The organism is Phaeobacter sp. CECT 5382 (assembly GCF_001457775.1).
Taxonomy (GTDB): domain Bacteria; phylum Pseudomonadota; class Alphaproteobacteria; order Rhodobacterales; family Rhodobacteraceae; genus Pseudophaeobacter.
This window is the reverse complement of record NZ_CYSG01000004.1, coordinates 255,563-272,344: the sequence shown is the minus strand read 5'-3', so window position 1 is coordinate 272,344 and position 16,782 is coordinate 255,563. Positions and strand designations below refer to the sequence as shown.

The 16,782-nt window shown below is 55.9% G+C and carries 16 protein-coding genes; 9 read left to right on the top strand and 7 right to left on the bottom strand.

Annotation, left to right across the window (positions count from 1 at the left end; genetic code table 11):
- Nucleotides 1–75: 75 nt before the first annotated feature.
- Together PH5382_RS06700 and PH5382_RS06695 are read right to left on the bottom strand one after the other, a co-directional pair.
- Nucleotides 76–651 (bottom strand): YceI family protein, encoded by a 576-nt coding sequence (locus PH5382_RS06700; protein WP_058333575.1) that lies wholly within the window; start codon nucleotides 649–651, stop codon nucleotides 76–78.
- Between the two features lie 414 nt (nucleotides 652–1,065).
- Nucleotides 1,066–1,617 (bottom strand): hypothetical protein, encoded by a 552-nt coding sequence (locus PH5382_RS06695; protein ID WP_231751809.1) that lies wholly within the window; start codon nucleotides 1,615–1,617, stop codon nucleotides 1,066–1,068.
- Between the two features lie 411 nt (nucleotides 1,618–2,028).
- On the opposite strand from PH5382_RS06695, the gene rpsF reads away from it, so the two are divergent.
- The 4 genes from rpsF (at nucleotide 2,029) to PH5382_RS06675 (ending at nucleotide 3,805) form a co-directional block, all read left to right on the top strand.
- Nucleotides 2,029–2,382 carry a 30S ribosomal protein S6 gene (gene rpsF, locus PH5382_RS06690; protein WP_058333574.1) on the top strand — a complete coding sequence of 118 codons (354 nt, stop codon included), beginning with the start codon at nucleotides 2,029–2,031 and terminating at the stop codon, nucleotides 2,380–2,382.
- A gap of 27 nt (nucleotides 2,383–2,409) precedes the next feature.
- Complete coding sequence (rpsR, locus tag PH5382_RS06685) at nucleotides 2,410–2,637, top strand: 30S ribosomal protein S18 (protein ID WP_005982441.1); 228 nt, start codon at nucleotides 2,410–2,412, stop codon at nucleotides 2,635–2,637.
- Nucleotides 2,638–2,650: 13 nt separating this feature from the next.
- Nucleotides 2,651–3,265 (top strand): 50S ribosomal protein L9, encoded by a 615-nt coding sequence (rplI, locus tag PH5382_RS06680; protein WP_058333573.1) that lies wholly within the window; start codon nucleotides 2,651–2,653, stop codon nucleotides 3,263–3,265.
- 171 nt (nucleotides 3,266–3,436) lie between these two features.
- Nucleotides 3,437–3,805, top strand: coding sequence for a hypothetical protein (locus PH5382_RS06675; RefSeq protein ID WP_058333572.1), 369 nt, complete (start codon nucleotides 3,437–3,439; stop codon nucleotides 3,803–3,805).
- A gap of 56 nt (nucleotides 3,806–3,861) precedes the next feature.
- Here the strand turns inward: PH5382_RS06675 and PH5382_RS06670 are convergent, their stop codons facing one another.
- Both PH5382_RS06670 and PH5382_RS06665 read right to left on the bottom strand, forming a co-directional pair.
- On the bottom strand, nucleotides 3,862–4,083 hold the full coding sequence (locus tag PH5382_RS06670; RefSeq protein ID WP_058333571.1) for a helix-turn-helix domain-containing protein: 222 nt from the start codon (nucleotides 4,081–4,083) through the stop codon (nucleotides 3,862–3,864).
- A gap of 10 nt (nucleotides 4,084–4,093) precedes the next feature.
- Complete coding sequence (locus PH5382_RS06665; protein WP_058333570.1) at nucleotides 4,094–4,603, bottom strand: hypothetical protein; 510 nt, start codon at nucleotides 4,601–4,603, stop codon at nucleotides 4,094–4,096.
- Between the two features lie 184 nt (nucleotides 4,604–4,787).
- On the opposite strand from PH5382_RS06665, the gene PH5382_RS06660 reads away from it, so the two are divergent.
- The 3 genes from PH5382_RS06660 (at nucleotide 4,788) to PH5382_RS06650 (ending at nucleotide 8,006) form a co-directional block, all read left to right on the top strand.
- The gene (locus tag PH5382_RS06660) at nucleotides 4,788–5,168 is read left to right on the top strand and encodes a glycine zipper domain-containing protein (RefSeq protein ID WP_058333569.1); all 381 of its coding nucleotides are present in this window, start codon (nucleotides 4,788–4,790) and stop codon (nucleotides 5,166–5,168) included.
- A 271-nt stretch (nucleotides 5,169–5,439) separates the two neighbouring features.
- Nucleotides 5,440–5,949 carry a lytic transglycosylase domain-containing protein gene (locus tag PH5382_RS06655; protein ID WP_058333568.1) on the top strand — a complete coding sequence of 170 codons (510 nt, stop codon included), beginning with the start codon at nucleotides 5,440–5,442 and terminating at the stop codon, nucleotides 5,947–5,949.
- A gap of 98 nt (nucleotides 5,950–6,047) precedes the next feature.
- Complete coding sequence (locus tag PH5382_RS06650) at nucleotides 6,048–8,006, top strand: bifunctional 2',3'-cyclic-nucleotide 2'-phosphodiesterase/3'-nucleotidase (protein WP_058333648.1); 1,959 nt, start codon at nucleotides 6,048–6,050, stop codon at nucleotides 8,004–8,006.
- A gap of 72 nt (nucleotides 8,007–8,078) precedes the next feature.
- On the opposite strand, the gene PH5382_RS06645 is transcribed toward PH5382_RS06650, so the two are convergent.
- The 3 genes from PH5382_RS06645 to PH5382_RS06635 form a co-directional block, all read right to left on the bottom strand.
- Entirely contained in the window at nucleotides 8,079–10,496 is a 2,418-nt protein-coding gene (locus PH5382_RS06645; protein WP_082645582.1) for a CHASE3 domain-containing protein, read from the bottom strand.
- A gap of 258 nt (nucleotides 10,497–10,754) precedes the next feature.
- Entirely contained in the window at nucleotides 10,755–12,086 is a 1,332-nt protein-coding gene (gene tig / locus PH5382_RS06640) for a trigger factor (protein WP_058333567.1), read from the bottom strand.
- 215 nt (nucleotides 12,087–12,301) lie between these two features.
- Nucleotides 12,302–13,420, bottom strand: a complete 1,119-nt coding sequence (locus PH5382_RS06635; protein WP_058333566.1) for a hypothetical protein — start codon at nucleotides 13,418–13,420, stop codon at nucleotides 12,302–12,304.
- Between the two features lie 1,445 nt (nucleotides 13,421–14,865).
- On the opposite strand from PH5382_RS06635, the gene PH5382_RS06620 reads away from it, so the two are divergent.
- Both PH5382_RS06620 and PH5382_RS06615 read left to right on the top strand, forming a co-directional pair.
- Complete coding sequence (locus PH5382_RS06620) at nucleotides 14,866–15,483, top strand: dienelactone hydrolase family protein (RefSeq protein WP_197410008.1); 618 nt, start codon at nucleotides 14,866–14,868, stop codon at nucleotides 15,481–15,483.
- Entirely contained in the window at nucleotides 15,480–16,133 is a 654-nt protein-coding gene (locus PH5382_RS06615) for a phosphoribosyltransferase (protein ID WP_058333562.1), read from the top strand. Before PH5382_RS06620 ends, PH5382_RS06615 begins: the two co-directional genes overlap by 4 nt.
- The last annotated feature ends 649 nt before the right edge of the window (nucleotides 16,134–16,782 follow it).

The window sequence follows — 16,782 nt, the reverse complement described above, 5'->3', positions numbered from 1 at the left end:
TTTCTTCCGAGCACAAAAAGACCGCCGCCCTTTCGCAGGGCGGCGGCAAATTGCAGTCAAAATTGTTGCGGCGGATTACTCGGCTTTCATCGCTTCGATGGAAATCTGCAGCGCCACTTCATCACTGACGAAGGGGGCAAATTTGCCCAGCTCAAAATCCGACCGCACCAATGTCGTCGTCGCATTGAAACCAGCCCAGGGCTTGCCCGCCATTGGGTGGTCGCCCATCTGGTTGAGGTTGGCATCCAGAACCACAGATTTGGTCACACCGTTCAGAGTCAGATCGCCGGTAATCTTGGCTGTTGTATCACCAGTCACTGCGATGCTTGTGGAGGTGAAGGTGACCATCTCATCACCCGCAGCGGCAAAGAAGTCTTTGGACATGAAGTGATCAAAACGCGCCTGCCAGCCTGTCAGCATCGAGCTGAGCGGCATGGAAACCGAAACGCTGGACTCAGCCGGAGCCTCCTGATCGAACATGATCTCGCCTTCGAACCCAGAGAACATGCCCCAGGTGGTGGAATAGCCCAGGTGGTTATAGCTGAACAGCACCTGGCTGTGGCTGGAATCCAGAACATATTTTTCCGGAGCCGCGACGGCGGCGGATGCGGTCAAGCCTGCAAGGGCCGCTGCAAAAAAGATGGTTTTCATGAGGGTAGAGCTCCATTGGATAAGACGATCAGGTGATCAGGGTCTATTGAACTGATTGTTCCCAGTGGTTCAAACCTGTGTCGTTCCCAGCCAAAAGAAAAGTCGCATTTGCCAACATGTTCTGTTGAGAAAAAAACATTGGCCCTGCGCATCTGTGCAGAGCCCTTGGTTTATTAGCACTTTCCAACAACGGCCTGCCGCCCGATCACGTTTTGTTGAAACCCCGGATGGTCAGCCGAATGCCGACCTTGGGTACGGCTGTGCAAATAAGGAGGAGCGTAAAAAAGCTGAACAAGAGCTGCGCGAGACGTTCCACCAAGCCTCGCGGCCCCGTACTTCGCCGACGTTCTTTCCCCGCAACTCTCGCCTTTGCTCTCCCAACCCAAGTTTCGTGATTGGGATTCAAGCACTGTCTCAGTTGAACAGTTGTACAGCACCACTCAGCTGATCGCGTAGCTGGCTTCGGGCTGCGGCGCTGCCAAGCGGCACTTCGATCAGCAAACTGCCATCATTTTCATATAGCTCTACCGCACCGGCTGTCAGGCGAGCGCCACCAAGGGTGTCATACCCGCGACGCAGGACCGTTTTAGGATGCCCCCGCGAATCCATGCGCAGTATGCGCAACTCGCGCCGCACAGGATCAAAGCAGGCTTCGGGCTGGCCGCGCGGGTCACGCACCGTCAGCAAGACAAGTCCCAGCACAAAGAACAGCACCGAAACGCCGACTTTCATCAAGCTCAGCTCAGGGTCCGACGTTTCCCCCGGGAACAGCCACAGGCCGCTTGCGCTCAGCAGGATCGCAGCCCCGAGGGCGCGGATCAGAACCGTGCGCGCACGCCAGTTGGCCTCAAAATTCAGCACCAATGGCATGGCCGCTGCAATGTTCTTGCTGCCTGCCAAATCATTCAAGGCCGCTGCAGGGCGCGCAGCAGGATACGAAAGGGACGCCGGACTGGTAAGGTTCATTCTCATCTGCCTCGTTCTGCCTGCCCGATTTTGACCTGCCGTTGGTCTTCGGGCTATTAACTTTTCGTTAACCATACATGACCTTACGAATGGGGCAACATTGGGGCAGCACGTGAAGAGACTGTTTTTGTGCCAATTAAATCACCCAAAGATCATGTATTTCCAAGGCTTGCCCACTTTGACACACCTCTTTGGTCTCCATTGGCACCTCCCGGTCTTTCTGTGCGACGCCTGCCGGGATGATCCCCCTCGTCTGGGGCTGCGCCATTTGACCTTGCTCTTTGCGTCAAAGCCGCTATATGAGGCCATCCTTCCGCGACACATTCGATCCGCGCAGACTCTCGTGACAGGGCAGCGGAAGGCTCAACCGCCCCGTCTATGAAATGCGCCTTGAAACAAACTGGAGTTCGCATGCCCCTCTATGAGCATGTCATGATTGCGCGTCAGGACCTGTCCAACTCGCAAGCTGAAGGCCTTATCGAACACTTTGGTGCCGTATTGGCTGACAACGAAGGTAAACTCGTTGACAGTGAATACTGGGGCGTCAAAACGATGGCCTACAAGATCAACAAAAACCGCAAAGGCCACTACGCCTTCCTGCGCACCGATGCTTCTGCAGCGGCTGTTCAGGAAATGGAACGCCTGATGCGCCTGCATGATGACGTGATGCGCGTTCTGACCATCAAGGTCGACGAGCACGCCGAAGGCCCTTCGGTCCAGATGCAGAAACGTGACGAACGCGACACCCGTCGCGAGCGCCGCTGATCTAGCTTGAGAAAAGGACGCTAAACCATGGCCGCAAAACCATTTTTCCGTCGCCGCAAAGTCTGCCCCTTCTCGGGCGACAATGCTCCGAAGATCGACTACAAAGACACTCGTCTTCTGCAGCGCTACATTTCTGAGCGTGGCAAGATCGTACCTTCGCGTATCACCGCCGTTTCGGCAAAGAAGCAGCGTGAACTGGCCCGTGCTATCAAGCGCGCCCGCTTCCTCGCCCTGCTGCCTTATGCCGTTAAGTAAGGAGACCTGAGCAATGCAAGTTATCCTTCTTGAACGTGTCGCCAAGCTGGGCCAGATGGGTGACGTCGTAGACGTCAAACCCGGTTATGCCCGCAACTTCCTGCTGCCCCAGGCGAAAGCCAAGGTCGCATCGGAAGCCAACCTGGCAGCATTTGATGACCAGAAAGCGCAGCTGGAAGCACGCAATCTGGAAACCAAAGCAGAAGCCGCTGCTCTGGCTGAAAAGCTGGACGGTCAGCAGTTCATCGTGATTCGTTCGGCATCTGATGCCGGCGCTCTCTACGGTTCCGTCACCCCGCGTGACGCCGCAGAATCCGCCATCGAAGCTGGTTTCACAGTCGACAAAAAACAGGTCGTTCTGATCAACCCGATCAAAGACCTGGGTGTTCACACCGTTGTCGTCAAACTGCACCCCGAAGTCGAAGCACAGATCAATCTGAACGTCGCCCGTTCGGAAGAAGAAGCTGAGCTTCAGGCCTCTGGCAAATCGATCCAGGAGCTGGCCGCCGAAGAGGAAGCCGCTGCTGAATTCGAAATCGCCGAGCTGTTCGACGATATCGGCTCTGCAGCATCGGATGATGACGAGGGCGATGCCCCCGTTGCCGCCGATGACGAGACCAACGCCTGATCCGTAAGCGATCTTTTGCACAAATCAATGAGGCCACTCCCCTGCGGAGTGGCCTTTTTGCTGTCCAGTCGCTGACCAACTGCTGCCCTAAGGCCTTGCGGGGCTGGCTCTCTCCAGAACTCGGGCCTATTCTGCATGCGTATCATCTGTGAATTCCAAAGGAGCAGAATAATGAGTGGTAGATTTTTTGCGGCTCTGGCCAGCGGCATCCTTCTGATGGCGGTTGCCGCCTGCGACACCGTCCCACTGGAAGCGCCGCTTCAGGTCAGTGGGACACTCGGGGCCAGCTTCAACAGCGATGAAGCCCAGTGCCGCGCCGAAGCCCGTCGTGTCGGACAGGGGCATATCGGCAAGACTGCCGCGGTCGGTGGGGTCGGAGGCGCCTTGGCCGGGGCAACAGAAAGCCGTGATAAAGCCCTCGCGGGAGCTGTCATCGGGGCGGCAGTTGGGGCCGCGATTGGCGATGCCGAGATCAAACAGGCCCAGCGGAACTATCTGGTTCAATGCATGCAGCGGCTTGGTCATCCGGTCATCGGCTGACTTATGAAAACAGCCAGAGCACAGCTTCATCGCTCTGAAAAAACAGGTCGGGCTTGTTACAGTTCGGCCGCGTCGTCCGGCAGATATTCCAGAATATCGCCGGGCTGACACTCCAGAAACTGGCAAATCGCATCCAGCGTCGCAAAGCGGACGCCCTTGACCTTGCCGGATTTCAGCAAAGACAGATTAGCCTCAGTAATGCCCACGGCGGCAGCCAGAGCACGCGACGTCACCTTGCGACGCACCAGCATCATGTCGAGGTTTACCCGGATTGGCACCAGCGTCTCCTCATAGGAATTGATTGTTCTCGTCTTCGATTTCAGCTGCCCGCGTCAGTGTCCCGGACAAGGCGACCATGACCACGGCGAGAACCAGAAACACCGTATCAATTTCAAAAGGGGCCCACTGCACCTCCATGAGTTCCGGCGCAACCCGTCCCATGGACATCGCCAGGGGGACTACATTCATAAAGGCATAGAGCGCCGCCCACATCATCGCCAACCCAGCACCGCAGAAGCGCAGCCCACGGGCCAGAGCGCGAAACATGTGAGTGCGCCCAAGCTTGAGAAGCAGGTGCGCCTGCCAGAAGGTCGTGAGTATACCGCAGAGAAAAACCGTGGAGAAAAACAGGCCGAGCGCGATGCCCAGCGTGGCAGGAGCAAAGTCTTGCGGCGGAAAATCAGCCAGATCCCAAATCTCGTCATAGTCCCCGATGATCACCAGCCCAAAAATCATGGCCATATAGACCAACATCAACCCGCCGGTTGCCGCCATCAGAATTCTTGCGACCAAAGCCATGGCTTCTCCTCTCGTTACACAGGTCATCGCAGCCAATCGGCGCCAAAGCAAGTGTTTTCGTAATTCTTGTATGTTTTATTGTTTTACAGAAATTTATTGTTGCAGATCAAAAATTCCCCCCTATGTTCCAGGCCTATCAACAGAGGCTGTGTTGCGGCCTGCCATTTTAACAAGGAACTCCCCCATGACGCCCCAAAAGACGCCCAAATTGATCCTGACCGCTTCCGTCACCGCGCTTGGTCTGATTGTGACCGCCTGCGGTCTATCGCCCACAGCAGAGCCACTGCGCCTGAGTGGGCCTGCCAATGCGGCCTATGCTTCCGATCTTGCGGACTGTCGCCAAATTGCGATGCAATATGACAATGAGCTGACTTCTGAAGGGGCCATTGCGGGGGCGCTGATCGGGGCAGCGGCAGGGGCGACCGAGTCGCATGAAGATGCCTTGGCGGGGGCGGCCATTGGCGGGCTGATCGGCGCCGGCGAAGGCACCATGGAGAAAGAAGAAAAGCAGCGTGAAATGATCATCCGTTGCATGCAGAACCGCGGACACCCCGTCATCGGATAAACGGCCCGCAGCCAAGGGGGCAAAGCAGCATGACATTCCTGCTTTGCCCCTTTTGCCTGCTTTGCCCCTTTTGAATGCCACATCGGAAAGGAACCGCCGATCAAAAGCCTGCATCTTTTGTGTCCGTCACGAAAAAGATAGCATCCCACAAAACACTGGGCTGCAAGCCAGCCTGCACCGGTTGCACCCGAGTTAGACCGACGGTGAACCAGATCGCGGTGCCAGATCGAGGCGCCAAGCGCATAAGACCTCAGAGCGGAGCTTTCATTAGATGACCACATCCCTGCGTCGCAGATTTTTTCCTGTACTGATTTGCCTGCTTCCCAGCCTCGCAGTCACCGCCTGCAGTGACCCAACGCAGGGAGCCGGCAGCCGCGCTGACACAGGATCGGAAACGCAGCGCAGCCTACCGCTTTACCCAAATGAAACCCCTGCCCTGCGGCAACGCATCAATTTTTGGGCCGATGAACATGAGGTGCCGCGCGCATTGGTGCATCGCCTAGCCGTGCGCGAAAGCACCCATCGCCCGGGCGCCATCAACCCTCCCTATTACGGGTTGCTGCAAATCCATCCGGCTACTGCCCGCTCCATGGGGTTTCAGGGAGAACCGCGAGAGCTGCTCGATGCAGATACCAATCTGGAGTTCTCTGTCAAATATCTGCGCGGAGCCTGGCTGTTGTCTGACGGTAGTTTCGACACCGCCGTCAAACACTATTCCCGCGGCTATTGGCATGAGGCCAAGCGGCGCGGCATGCTGAAAGAGACCGGCTTGATTGAATAGGCGCGGGCACAAACAACACAGAATTGATCTGCCGCGCTGTCATTTTGCTGTTATCCTTGCTGGATACCAACAAGAAAACCGCTTTTGGGAGTAAAGTGATGCCGATCACCTTTAACCGCCGATCCTTTCTTGCCGGAACCGCTGGCTTGGTTGCGCTCCATCCATTCTCGTTGCAAGCCGCCAGTAATCAGGTGCATCTGCGCCTGATGGAGACGACAGACCTGCATGTCCATGTCTTTCCCTATGACTATTACGCCGACAAACCCCGCAACACCGTTGGCCTGGCGCGCACTGCCTCTATCGTCAAAGAAATCCGGGCCGAGGCGACTAATTCCCTGCTGCTCGACAATGGTGACTTTTTGCAGGGCAACCCAATGGGGGATTACATCGCCTACGAACGCGGCATGCGCGAAGGCGATCTGCACCCGGTGATTGCCGCAATGAATGCAGTTGGATTTGACGCCTCGACGCTGGGCAATCATGAATTCAACTATGGGCTTGAGTTTCTGATGAAATCCCTTTCGGGTGCCGGTTTCCCCGTGGTCTGTGCCAATATCGCAAAAGAGCTTGGTGCAACCCCGCGTGACGACAAGACCCTGCTTCCCCCCTACGTTCTGATCGAGCGCGAACTGGTTGATGGCGTCGGCCAGAAACACCCAATCAAGATCGGCCTCATCGGCTTTGTGCCGCCTCAGGTGATGAACTGGGATCGGCGCCATCTCGACGGAAGCGTCCAGGCACGCGACATCCTGCAATCGGCGCGCGCCTATGTGCCTGAAATGAAGGAAAAAGGCGCCGATATCATCATCGCGCTATCGCATTCCGGCATTGGCAGTGCGCGCGAAAGCGAAGGTATGGAAAACGCCTCTTTGCCACTGGCCGCAGTCGAAGGCATCGACGCCATCCTGACAGGCCACAGCCATCTGGTTTTCCCCTCCTCGCGCTATGCAGACCTGGAAGGGATCGACGCCGACAAAGGCACCCTGCACGGCAAACCGGCCACCATGGGCGGCTATTGGGGCAGCCATCTTGGCCTGATCGACCTAATGTTGGAACGCGACGGCAATGGCTGGCGTGTCGCCGGGCACGCATCAGAGGCGCGGCCTATTTCGCAACGCAACGACGATCGCTCCATCACCGCCCTAGTCGAGAGCGATGCGACTGTGCTGGCAGCCGCCGCCAAGGAACACGAAGAAACACTGGCCTATGTGCGCCGCGCGGTGGGCAAGACTGACGCGCCCCTGCACAGCTATTTTGCCCTAGTGGCAGATGACCCCTCGGTGCAGATCGTGTCGATCGCGCAAAGCTGGTACATCGCCCAGATGTTGCAGGGAACCGAATACGAAGGTCTGCCTATCCTGTCGGCTGCCGCTCCCTTCAAGGCCGGTGGTCGCGGTGGTCCGGAGTATTTCACGGATGTCCCCAAGGGGGATGTTGCGATCAAGAATGTCTCTGACCTCTATCTTTATCCCAATACAGCGCGTGCAGTTCTGGTCACCGGGGCGCAGGTCAAGGACTGGCTGGAACGCTCTGCTGGGATGTTCAACCAGATTGAGCCTGGCAAAGCCGACCAGCTGCTGCTGAACTCCGATTTCCCCAGTTACAATTTCGATGTCATTGATGGGGTGAACTATCAGATTGATCTGAGCCAGCCGTCCAAATTCGGCCCCAAGGGCGCATTGGATAACCCGGCAGCAAGCCGGATTGTCAATCTCACCTACCAGGGTGCGCCTGTTGATCCGGCTGCCCGTTTTGTCATTGCCACCAACAACTATCGCGCCTCTGGCGGCGGCGCCTTCCCCGGTGCGCTCGGCGATACTGTGATCTTTGAAGGGCCGGATACAAACCGCGACGTCATTGTCCGCTACATCGTCGAAAAGGGCACCATCAGCCCACGCGCCGACTCCAATTGGCGCTTTGTGCCGCTGCCAGGAACCAGTGTTCTATTTGACACCGGGCCAAAGGCTGCTGACTACGTCGATAGTCTCGAGGGCCTGAACATTCAGGCCGACGGCGAAAGCCCTGATGGCTTTGCCCGCTTTAAAATCCAGCTCTGAAAGCAGCCCACCAAATACGAAAAGGCCCGGCAAATTGCCGGGCCTTTTGAATAATATGAAAGCACAGGAACCCTAGAAATCGTCCCAGGCACGTGCACTGTCGGTACCCGTTGCTGTCAGCTTTCCTGCCCCCTCCAACTCTGTGTCCCATCCCTCGCCCATATCATCAGCGAGCGGTTCTGAGGAAACCACAGTCGGAGCTGCCCGCGCGGGGCCATTCAGGTTTGCTGTTGCAGTACTGATTTCGAAATGCGCCATCAGCTCAGTCAGTTTCGTCGCATCCGATTTCAGCAGGTGCCCGGCTGCCGTCGCCTGTTCCACCATGGCAGCATTCTGCTGCGTTACCTGATCCAGCTGGGACACACCTGTGTTGATCTCATGCAGGCCCGTGGATTGCTCCACAGCCCCTTCGGCAATGCCTGACACCTTCTTTGAGATTTGGCTGACCTGGGTCACGATGCTCTGTAGGGCTTCGCCTGCCCGACCAACCAGATCCACACCGCGTTCCACCTGGCGAGAACTGTCATCGATCAGCGTTTTGATTTCCATCGCCGCACTAGAGGAGCGCTGCGCAAGGGCACGCACCTCGGAGGCGACAACGGCAAAGCCACGCCCTGCCTCTCCGGCCCGCGCCGCTTCAACCCCGGCATTGAGCGCCAAAAGGTTGGTTTGGAAGGCGATATCGTCGATAACTGAAATGATCTGTGAAATGCTCTGCGAGGATTGCTCGATCTCGGTCATCGCCGCGACAGCATTCTGCACAACCTCATCGCTGGTTTCAGCCTCGACACGGGCATTCTCCATCGTCTGCTCCACCGAGCGCGCGCCTTCGGCTGCGGATTTCACCGATGCCGTCAGCTCATCCAGTGCTGCAGCAGTTTCTTCCAGCGTTGCAGCCTGGCTTTCGGTACGGTGTGACAGATCATCTGAGGCCTGGCTGATCTCGCCTGCGCCATTGCGAATACTGCCAGAGGTTTCCACGACCTTTCCAACGATATCGTTGAGCGTACCAACCGTGGTGTTGAAGTCACTGCGCAGCCCTTCATAGTCTTCAGGGAAGGCGTCTTCGATACGCACGGCAAGCTTGCCCTGCGACAGGAGTGACAACCGGTTACTAAGCTCCTGCACAACTCTGTTGAGTTCTGCATCCCGTCCTTCGGCCTTCTTTTTCTCCAGCTCCTGCATCTCAACCAATGCATCCCGGAACACTTCCAGCGCCCGAGCCATCTCGCCGACTTCGTCGCCACGATCCTGCCCCTGGATTTCGACGGCATTGTTGCCTGCGGCCAGCCCCTTCATCGAACCAGTGATCCGGTTAACTGCTCGCGCCAGACTTGTGCCGACGATCAGAGCAAATGCTCCACCCAGCAGAATTGCAATCCCGATCGCCGCTGGAATCATGGTCCGTGCGGTATTGGAAATGGCTGTATTTTCGGCCTGCCGGGCCTTCATCAGTGCCTGTTCTTCGATCTGCACTTTCGCCATGATGGAGGTAAAGCTGTCAAAATATGCAGCGCCATGGCCTTCGCGCACCAGGTCCGCCATGTCATCCATGGTTCTGGAATCGCCGATTTGGCGGCGCATAGCCAGCAGTGGCTCAACCGCTTCGACGCGCCATTGGGCGACCGTCTTCGAGATCTTCTCTAGCCGGTTGACTTGAAGAAGACGGTCAAAGACCGATTCAGTCAGTTTGACAGTCAGCCCATCAAAATGCGTTACGCCCGTTTCATAGGGCTCCAGAAAAACCGGATCCCCAGACAGCAAAAAGCCACGCATGCCGGATTCCATGCTGACGGCCGTTGCCAATAGATCATTGGCCTGACTGATAACCTCATGGGCCAATTCTACCGCCTGCAGCGAACTGTTCAGATAGTCAGGGCTGGCGATACCAGTTCGCACCAGGGTGCTAAAAACCTGTCGACGATCTGTCAGAAGGACTTCTTCTTCTTCGATGAACTTGAGGATTTCCCCACGGAGACTTTCAAAAAAGACCTCACTCTTGGCCTTTTTCACCTCTGCGGCCATGTCATTCATGGTCAGGGCATCGCCAATGTCGCGGCGCAACTGAATTGCCCCTTCGGCGACATCGCTTTGCCAGGCACGCAGGGTCTCTTCGGCCTTGCTCAACTGTTCCAGTATCGCAGGCTCCTCCTGAACGGTTTGGCGCAACTCAGCAAATGCTGCATAGGTCTCAACCGAGCCTTGCTCATAGGGGGTCAGGTATTGCTCCTGCCCTGCCAGCAAATAGCCCCGCAGACTTGCCTCCATCTCGAGCGCCGAGGCGGTAATATGGGAAACCTCATCCAAAACATGCTGCGTATGCTCGACCTTGTGAGAGGTCTCCTCCATACGCCGAAGGTCAACAACGGTAAGAACACCAACACCTGCAATCAACAGCAGCGGAAACAGCGCTGCTGAAATAACTTTTGTCTTTGTTTTCAGATTAGCGAGCGAGAAACGCCGCCGTTTGTGCCTATCTTTTTCGGTCATACCCTATGCCCTGTTGTAGCAGTCTCAATCTGAGCTTGGCGGCAAATCCTTACAAACTTGTTAGTTGTGTGCGTAAATCGGCAAATATCTCAAGTTGAGTTTCAAAAAACAACATTCATACAAAGAAAATGGGCAGCTAGCGGCTGAAAAACTGAAAAAGCTGTTTACACCTTGGAAAAACAAAAAGGCCGCCCAGAGGGCGACCTTTCGTAACTTGCCAGTCGTAGCCGACCAGTTGGAATTTTCCTGGGCAGAAGTTTACTCTTCTTCCAGCGCCTCAACGGCCTTTTGCAGATCTTCTTTCGAGACTTCCTTGTCTTCAACCTTCGCCTGCTCAAACAGGTGGTCGATGACTTTATCTTCGAAGATCGGTGCCCGCAGCTGCTGCTGCATCTGTGCGTTCTGCTGAATGAATTCAAAGAACTGACGTTCCTGACCAGGGTACTGACGCGCCTGCGCCATGATCGCCTGGGTCATTTCAGCGTCGGTCACTTCGACTTCGGCTTTCTGGCCAAGCTCTGCCAGAAGCAGGCCTAGACGCACGCGGCGTTCGGCCAGCTTGTTGTGCTCTTCAGTGGCTTCGATCTCATCGTGGTCGTGGCCCTGAACGTCAGGGTTTTCTTCGTGCCACAGCTGGTGTGCGATCTGCTTGGCTTCTGCTTCAAGCAGCGACGGTGGCAGGTCAAAGGAGACCAGCTCGTCGAGCTTGTCAAGAGTGGCGCGCTTCATCACGGCGCGGGCAGCACCGGCATATTCAGCTTCCAGACGCTCACGGATCTGTGTTTTCAGACCATCGAGATCTTCGGCACCGAATTTCTTGGCCATCTCGTCATTGATCTCAGCAGCCTTGGGCGCCTTGACCTCTTTGATGGTGCAAGAGAACACAGCTTCTTTGCCCGCCAGGTGCTCGGCCTGATACTCTTCGGGGAAGGTTACTGTGACGTCTTTTTCGTCGCCAGTCTTCACGCCAACCAGCTGCTCTTCGAAGCCGGGGATGAAGGAGTTGGAGCCCAGAACCAGTGGGTAGTCGTCAGCCGCGCCGCCTTCGAAGGCTTCGCCGTCAACTTTACCCAAGAAGTCGATGACAACCTGGTCACCGTCTTCAGCGGCTGCGCCCTCTTCGCGGGCTTCGAATTCCTGGGCGTTTTCAGCCAGGTTTTCCAGCGCCTCGGTGACGGCTTCGTCCTCGGCCTTTACGACCAGCTTTTCCAGTGTAACACCGGAAAGATCAACTTCAGGGATCTCGGGCAGCGCCTCATAGGACATCTCGACGTTGACGTCGTCGCCCTCTTTCCAGTCTTCGTTGGTCATTTTGACGTCAGGCTGCATCGCAGGACGGTCGCCGCTGTCTTCGAAATGCTTGTTCATAGCGCCGTCTACGGCTTCCTGCATGGCTTCGCCCATCAGACGTTCGCCAAACTGCTTTTTCAGCAGCGCCATTGGGACTTTGCCTTTGCGAAAGCCCTTCATTTCGACTTCTGGCTGAGCTTCAACCAGTTTTTCATTGACCTTCGCGTCCAGCTCGGCAGCTGTAACCGTGATGGCGTAGCCGCGTTTCAGACCTTCGTTCAGCGTCTCGGTGACCTGCATCCTATACCCCATAGAGATTCGGGGCGCGCGCGCAGGCTCCGCCCCCAGACAATTTGAGGCCTTCTATTGTTACTGGCGGCGCGGTGCAAGAGGCATTGCCTCTTTCGCCCACTCAAACCGGCATTTCCCGCGCTTTTTGCGGGTAAAACGAAAAAAGACACGCCCCCGATTTGGGAACGTGTCTCTTGTTTTGAAAACGCGAGGGAAGCGTGTCTTCAGAACTTCCAGCGTGCACCGGCCAGGATTACATTCGCATCCTGGTAAGTGGTTGCCGAAGTATCCGCGTAGGAATAGTCGCGGTAGGCCAAGTAGGCCTCGACATTGTAGCGGTCGATTTTCTGAACTGCGGCCAGGCCCCAGGATTCCGACGAGTCGCCATTGGAGACCAGGTCGGAGCCATCATAGTAGTCAACCGAGAAGGACGTTGTACCAGCAGCAATCAGATCAGCCGAATAGCCGAGTTTTGCGTAGGCGTAGTTGCCGGAGATATCACGATCGCCTGCAGCCAGCGACAAAGACAGACCGGTGTCTTTGTGCAGCACAGAGATCGATCCAGTGACATCGCGACGGTCCTGACGACCAGTCTGCTCGGTCCAAGCAGCACCGATACCAGCGTCCAGTGCAAAGGCACCGAGTTCGTCGTTGCTATAGCGCACGGCGACGTCATAGGTTTCGCGATCGTTGTTGGCGGCCAGGATATCGGTACCATAGGACGCCGAGAAGACAAAACCAGCATAGTTGTTGGAATCGTAGCGCACACGGCCCAGACGGCTGCCGTCGAGATCGGTGAAGGCATCGCCCACGGTAACGCCGCTCAGGGCACCAGCCGAGGTGCGGAAGGCATAGCCGCCCGCGGAGTCAGCAACAGATGTGCTGGCGCCGAGACCGGTTCCGGAGAAATCAGCGTAAGCAATCCCATCAGTGGCCATCGAGCCCTGACCAGCAGAGAACTTGCCGTAGTTAGCGGTCTCGAACTGGAAGTCTACGTGACGGATATTGGTGCGGCTCCAGCTGACGGCGTCGCCCTTGGTGGTCTGATTGATACCATCCGAGGCGCGGAAGCTGAACGCGGTTTCAAAGTTGAACCGCAGAGTGTTGGCGCCATAGGCCTGTTCGACCCAGAAGCCGATCCGCGAATTGGAACCGGAGTTGTCGACGATACGATTGTAGTCGTCGGTCCCGTCGTCGAAGGATTGGAAGGATGGGTTGAACTGACCATACCAGCGGAAGCTGCCACCGTTGTCATTGGTGTAGGTCGGGCCCGCAAAAGCCGGTGCCGCAAGCAGGACGGCTGCCACAGCCGCGCTGCTGCGCAATACGAGTTTGGTGCTCATGGATCTGAGTCTCCTAGTTGTACCTATAGGGACCAGGCTCCCTCCATCCCAGGGATCCCGTCCTCTCTTGATGGGTATCATTCAGTTTTCGCCTCGCGCAGTCTTGAAAAACAAATAGGAATTCCAGCATCGCAAAAAAGGTCAAATAACGCCAAATGCCTGTTGAAATCGGCAATTTTTTGCAACCATGCGATAAACTTAAGTGAAGCAGATCACTTAACGCCTGCACTCAAGACAGGGCAGCTTTGCACTCAGCGAAACCCTCCCCGGTTTCGAGTTATTTCCCCCCTATTCACAGATTCTTTTTTCTTCATTTTTAGGGCTCCGGCTGGCTCATCTTTGTCTCGAAAGCCCTGTCTCGCAGCCCGGTGCATGGCCTTGTCACAGGATCCTTCCGCAGTTCAAAGCCTATTCAAGATCCGCACAGCAAGTGCAAATCGCAGCGATTTTCCTTCAGATCATTGTCTGTACGTCGCCCAGACGCCGAAAAACCAACACTGTAGGATAGCTAGACCGTTTCTTGGACAAATCCATCGCCGATCAACCAAAGAGGCGCAATTGTTTGCCAAATCCCGCAGACGAAGCCCCGCGTATTCCATTTCGGTTTCGGGTCTCGTCTCCAACCCACCGCGCTCATAGAGTCATGCTACAATTTGTCCGCGTTCAGGAAAGCCAATGAGCTCAAAAGACGAGAAACCATGTTCGGCGATCTTGCCCACAGAAGGCATGTCAAAAGTTATCATTTGCTGAAAGGCCCTCCTCGCACAATGTCAAAAGCCGACCCCAAAGAGTACGTTCCGCCCGCCGCACCTGCCATCCTGCAGCTCGCAGACAGATTTGGCATGCGTTTGGTCGACAAGCATCCTTGCATCGATTTTCCAGTGTTGATTTATCCAGTGTTGATCTGACCAGTGCCGACAGCACGTGGTTGGCGCAATTGGATTTTTGTGATCGGGCCCTTCCAGGCTGAGAGGTCCAGGTCGGGACGCAACAGTACACGGTGTTACAGGTCACAGCGTTCTCGAAATGCCTGCCGCCGACGATCCATTCCTATTTTCTTATTGCCCGCTTTTCTTATAGCCCGCGCCGAAATCGCATTGTGCTTGGCAAAAGGCGTTGGGTCGGCGTCTATTTTTCTTTTAAATACTCTATCTAAACGGGGCTTACTGCCAGAACCTAGCAATGACATCAAAGTCGAGCAAGACGCCGCCTCCTGGGGCATTTTCTTGTAGCTCAGGCCTTTCGAACGACAACAGTTTCCTCCCCAGCCCCTGCGATACGCCTGTATTGAAACCAGACAGCCTTTTGGGGTGTTGACTGACATCAATGTAAAGTGCTCGCAAACGTAAGATATTCACACCCAAGCACGACGCCAACGCCATTTCCCTTTTGAGGTTTGAATGTCAGACTCAACGTCCTGCAAACGCGTAGTCTCTGTCGGTTCGATGGGGCTCGAAGGGTTTCTTCGCCTGCCACCAGATCCTCTAGGATTAGTGATTTTCGCCCACGGCGCGGGTAGCAGCCACCTGAGCCTTCGCAATAATTTCGTCGCTGAGGAATTCGAAAAGCGTGCAATTACAATCCTTCTTTTCGATCTGCTCACAGAAGAGGAAACGCAAAATCACGCAAATGTATTCGATATCAAGCTGCTCAGCATGCGGATGGTTGATGCAATCTTTTGGTCGCGGGCCAATTCAGACATTCCGGCGCTCCCCGTCGGGCTCTTCGGATCAAGCACCGGAGCGGCGGCGGCGCTCGTTGCTGCCGCAAGAACGCCTTCCGATGTCATAACGGTGGTTTCGCGCGGAGGCCGTCCCGACCTGGCCGACGATGCCTTACCGCAGGTTCACGCGCCCGTTCTTTTGATCGCTGGCAGAAAAGACTATCCGGTAGTCCGGTTGAATGAGGCCGCTGCAGAACGGCTGACCTGCACATGGAAGCTGGAAGTCGTGGATGGTGCCACGCATCTGTTCAAAGAGTCCGGCGCCTTGGAGCAGGAGGTGGTTAGCCTCGCAGGCGCTTGGTTCGAAACGCATTCGACAAAGGCGGAGACAAGATTATGAGCGAGTTTCTCAACCGAACCGAGGCCGGAAAGGCGCTTGGCGCCGCGCTGGCCCTCAAAGGCTACAAAGATCCGGTTATTTTAGCCCTGCCCCGCGGTGGCGTACCCGTTGCGATCGAGGTCGTGCGCGCGCTTCGCGCGCCGATCGATCTGGTGATGGTTCGCAAGATCGGCATGCCCGGACAGCCTGAACTCGCCGTGGCGGCCATAGTAAATGGTGACCATCCTCAACTTGCCATCAACGAGGACGTTGCTGAACATGCCGGTCTGTCGCATGATGCCATTTGGCGAATGGCGCAGACCCGACTGACAGAGATACGACGCAGACGTGAACTCTATGTACAAGGCCGTGGCTCGATCCCTGTTGAGGGCCGCACGGCTATCGTGGTTGATGACGGTATAGCAACAGGAGCAACGGTTCGCGCCTCGCTCAAAGCGGTGCGACTGCGCAAACCGGCAAAACTTGTCTTGGCAGTGCCCGTCGCTGCATCGGATACGCTTGAGGAACTAAGCACAGAAGTCGACGAAATCGTCTGCTTGCTAAAGCCGCATAGTCTGATGGCGGTCGGCGCGCACTACGCAGATTTCGATCAAACATCGGATGAGGACGTCGTTCGGTTGCTGGAAGAGGCCGATCACTTAACACAATGATCGCGACATCAAGTTGATATCTTGTTTGTTTCAAGGTGTGTCGGAAAGCGTACGGGGTGGTTTCCATAGCACCCTGCCACTTACCCAAATGACCGATTTCTCCCGAGGGAAACCTGACGACCAAATACTCAGTTCAGATAGAAAGGCCCAGCAGGCTGCCCAGTTGAACGCGACTTTGACTCGCAACTTTACAAATTACGTTTTTCACCCAAAACTGACATGAGAGCCGCCACTCAAGACTGGTGCCGCTAAAACTGGGGCGCTTTTCAATACATTCAACCCGGACCAGGTACTTTAGGGATCGCACAGATTCAAAGGATCGAAAGGCTTTGTTTCGCGCCCTCGTATCGGGCGAGTATGCTGCAAGCCAGACGTCGGTGAAGCGACCATTTACCATATGGCACACCCAACTCGCAGGTGTGGACCTGCAGACCCGACAACGGTGTAAACACTTAAGCCTGCGACTGCCAAAGGCGTGAAACGACTGGCCGAGGAGATGATGGATCTGTGCAGACTCAAGGACGGGCTGGATAGGGAAGCAGGAGATCGCAAAATTGTCTGGCACGACGTCGCGCCAGGCAATCCGGTTCATCGAACGAAAGCTTCAATACACGCATGAAAGCATGAAAGAGGCAAATTTGAACGCGTC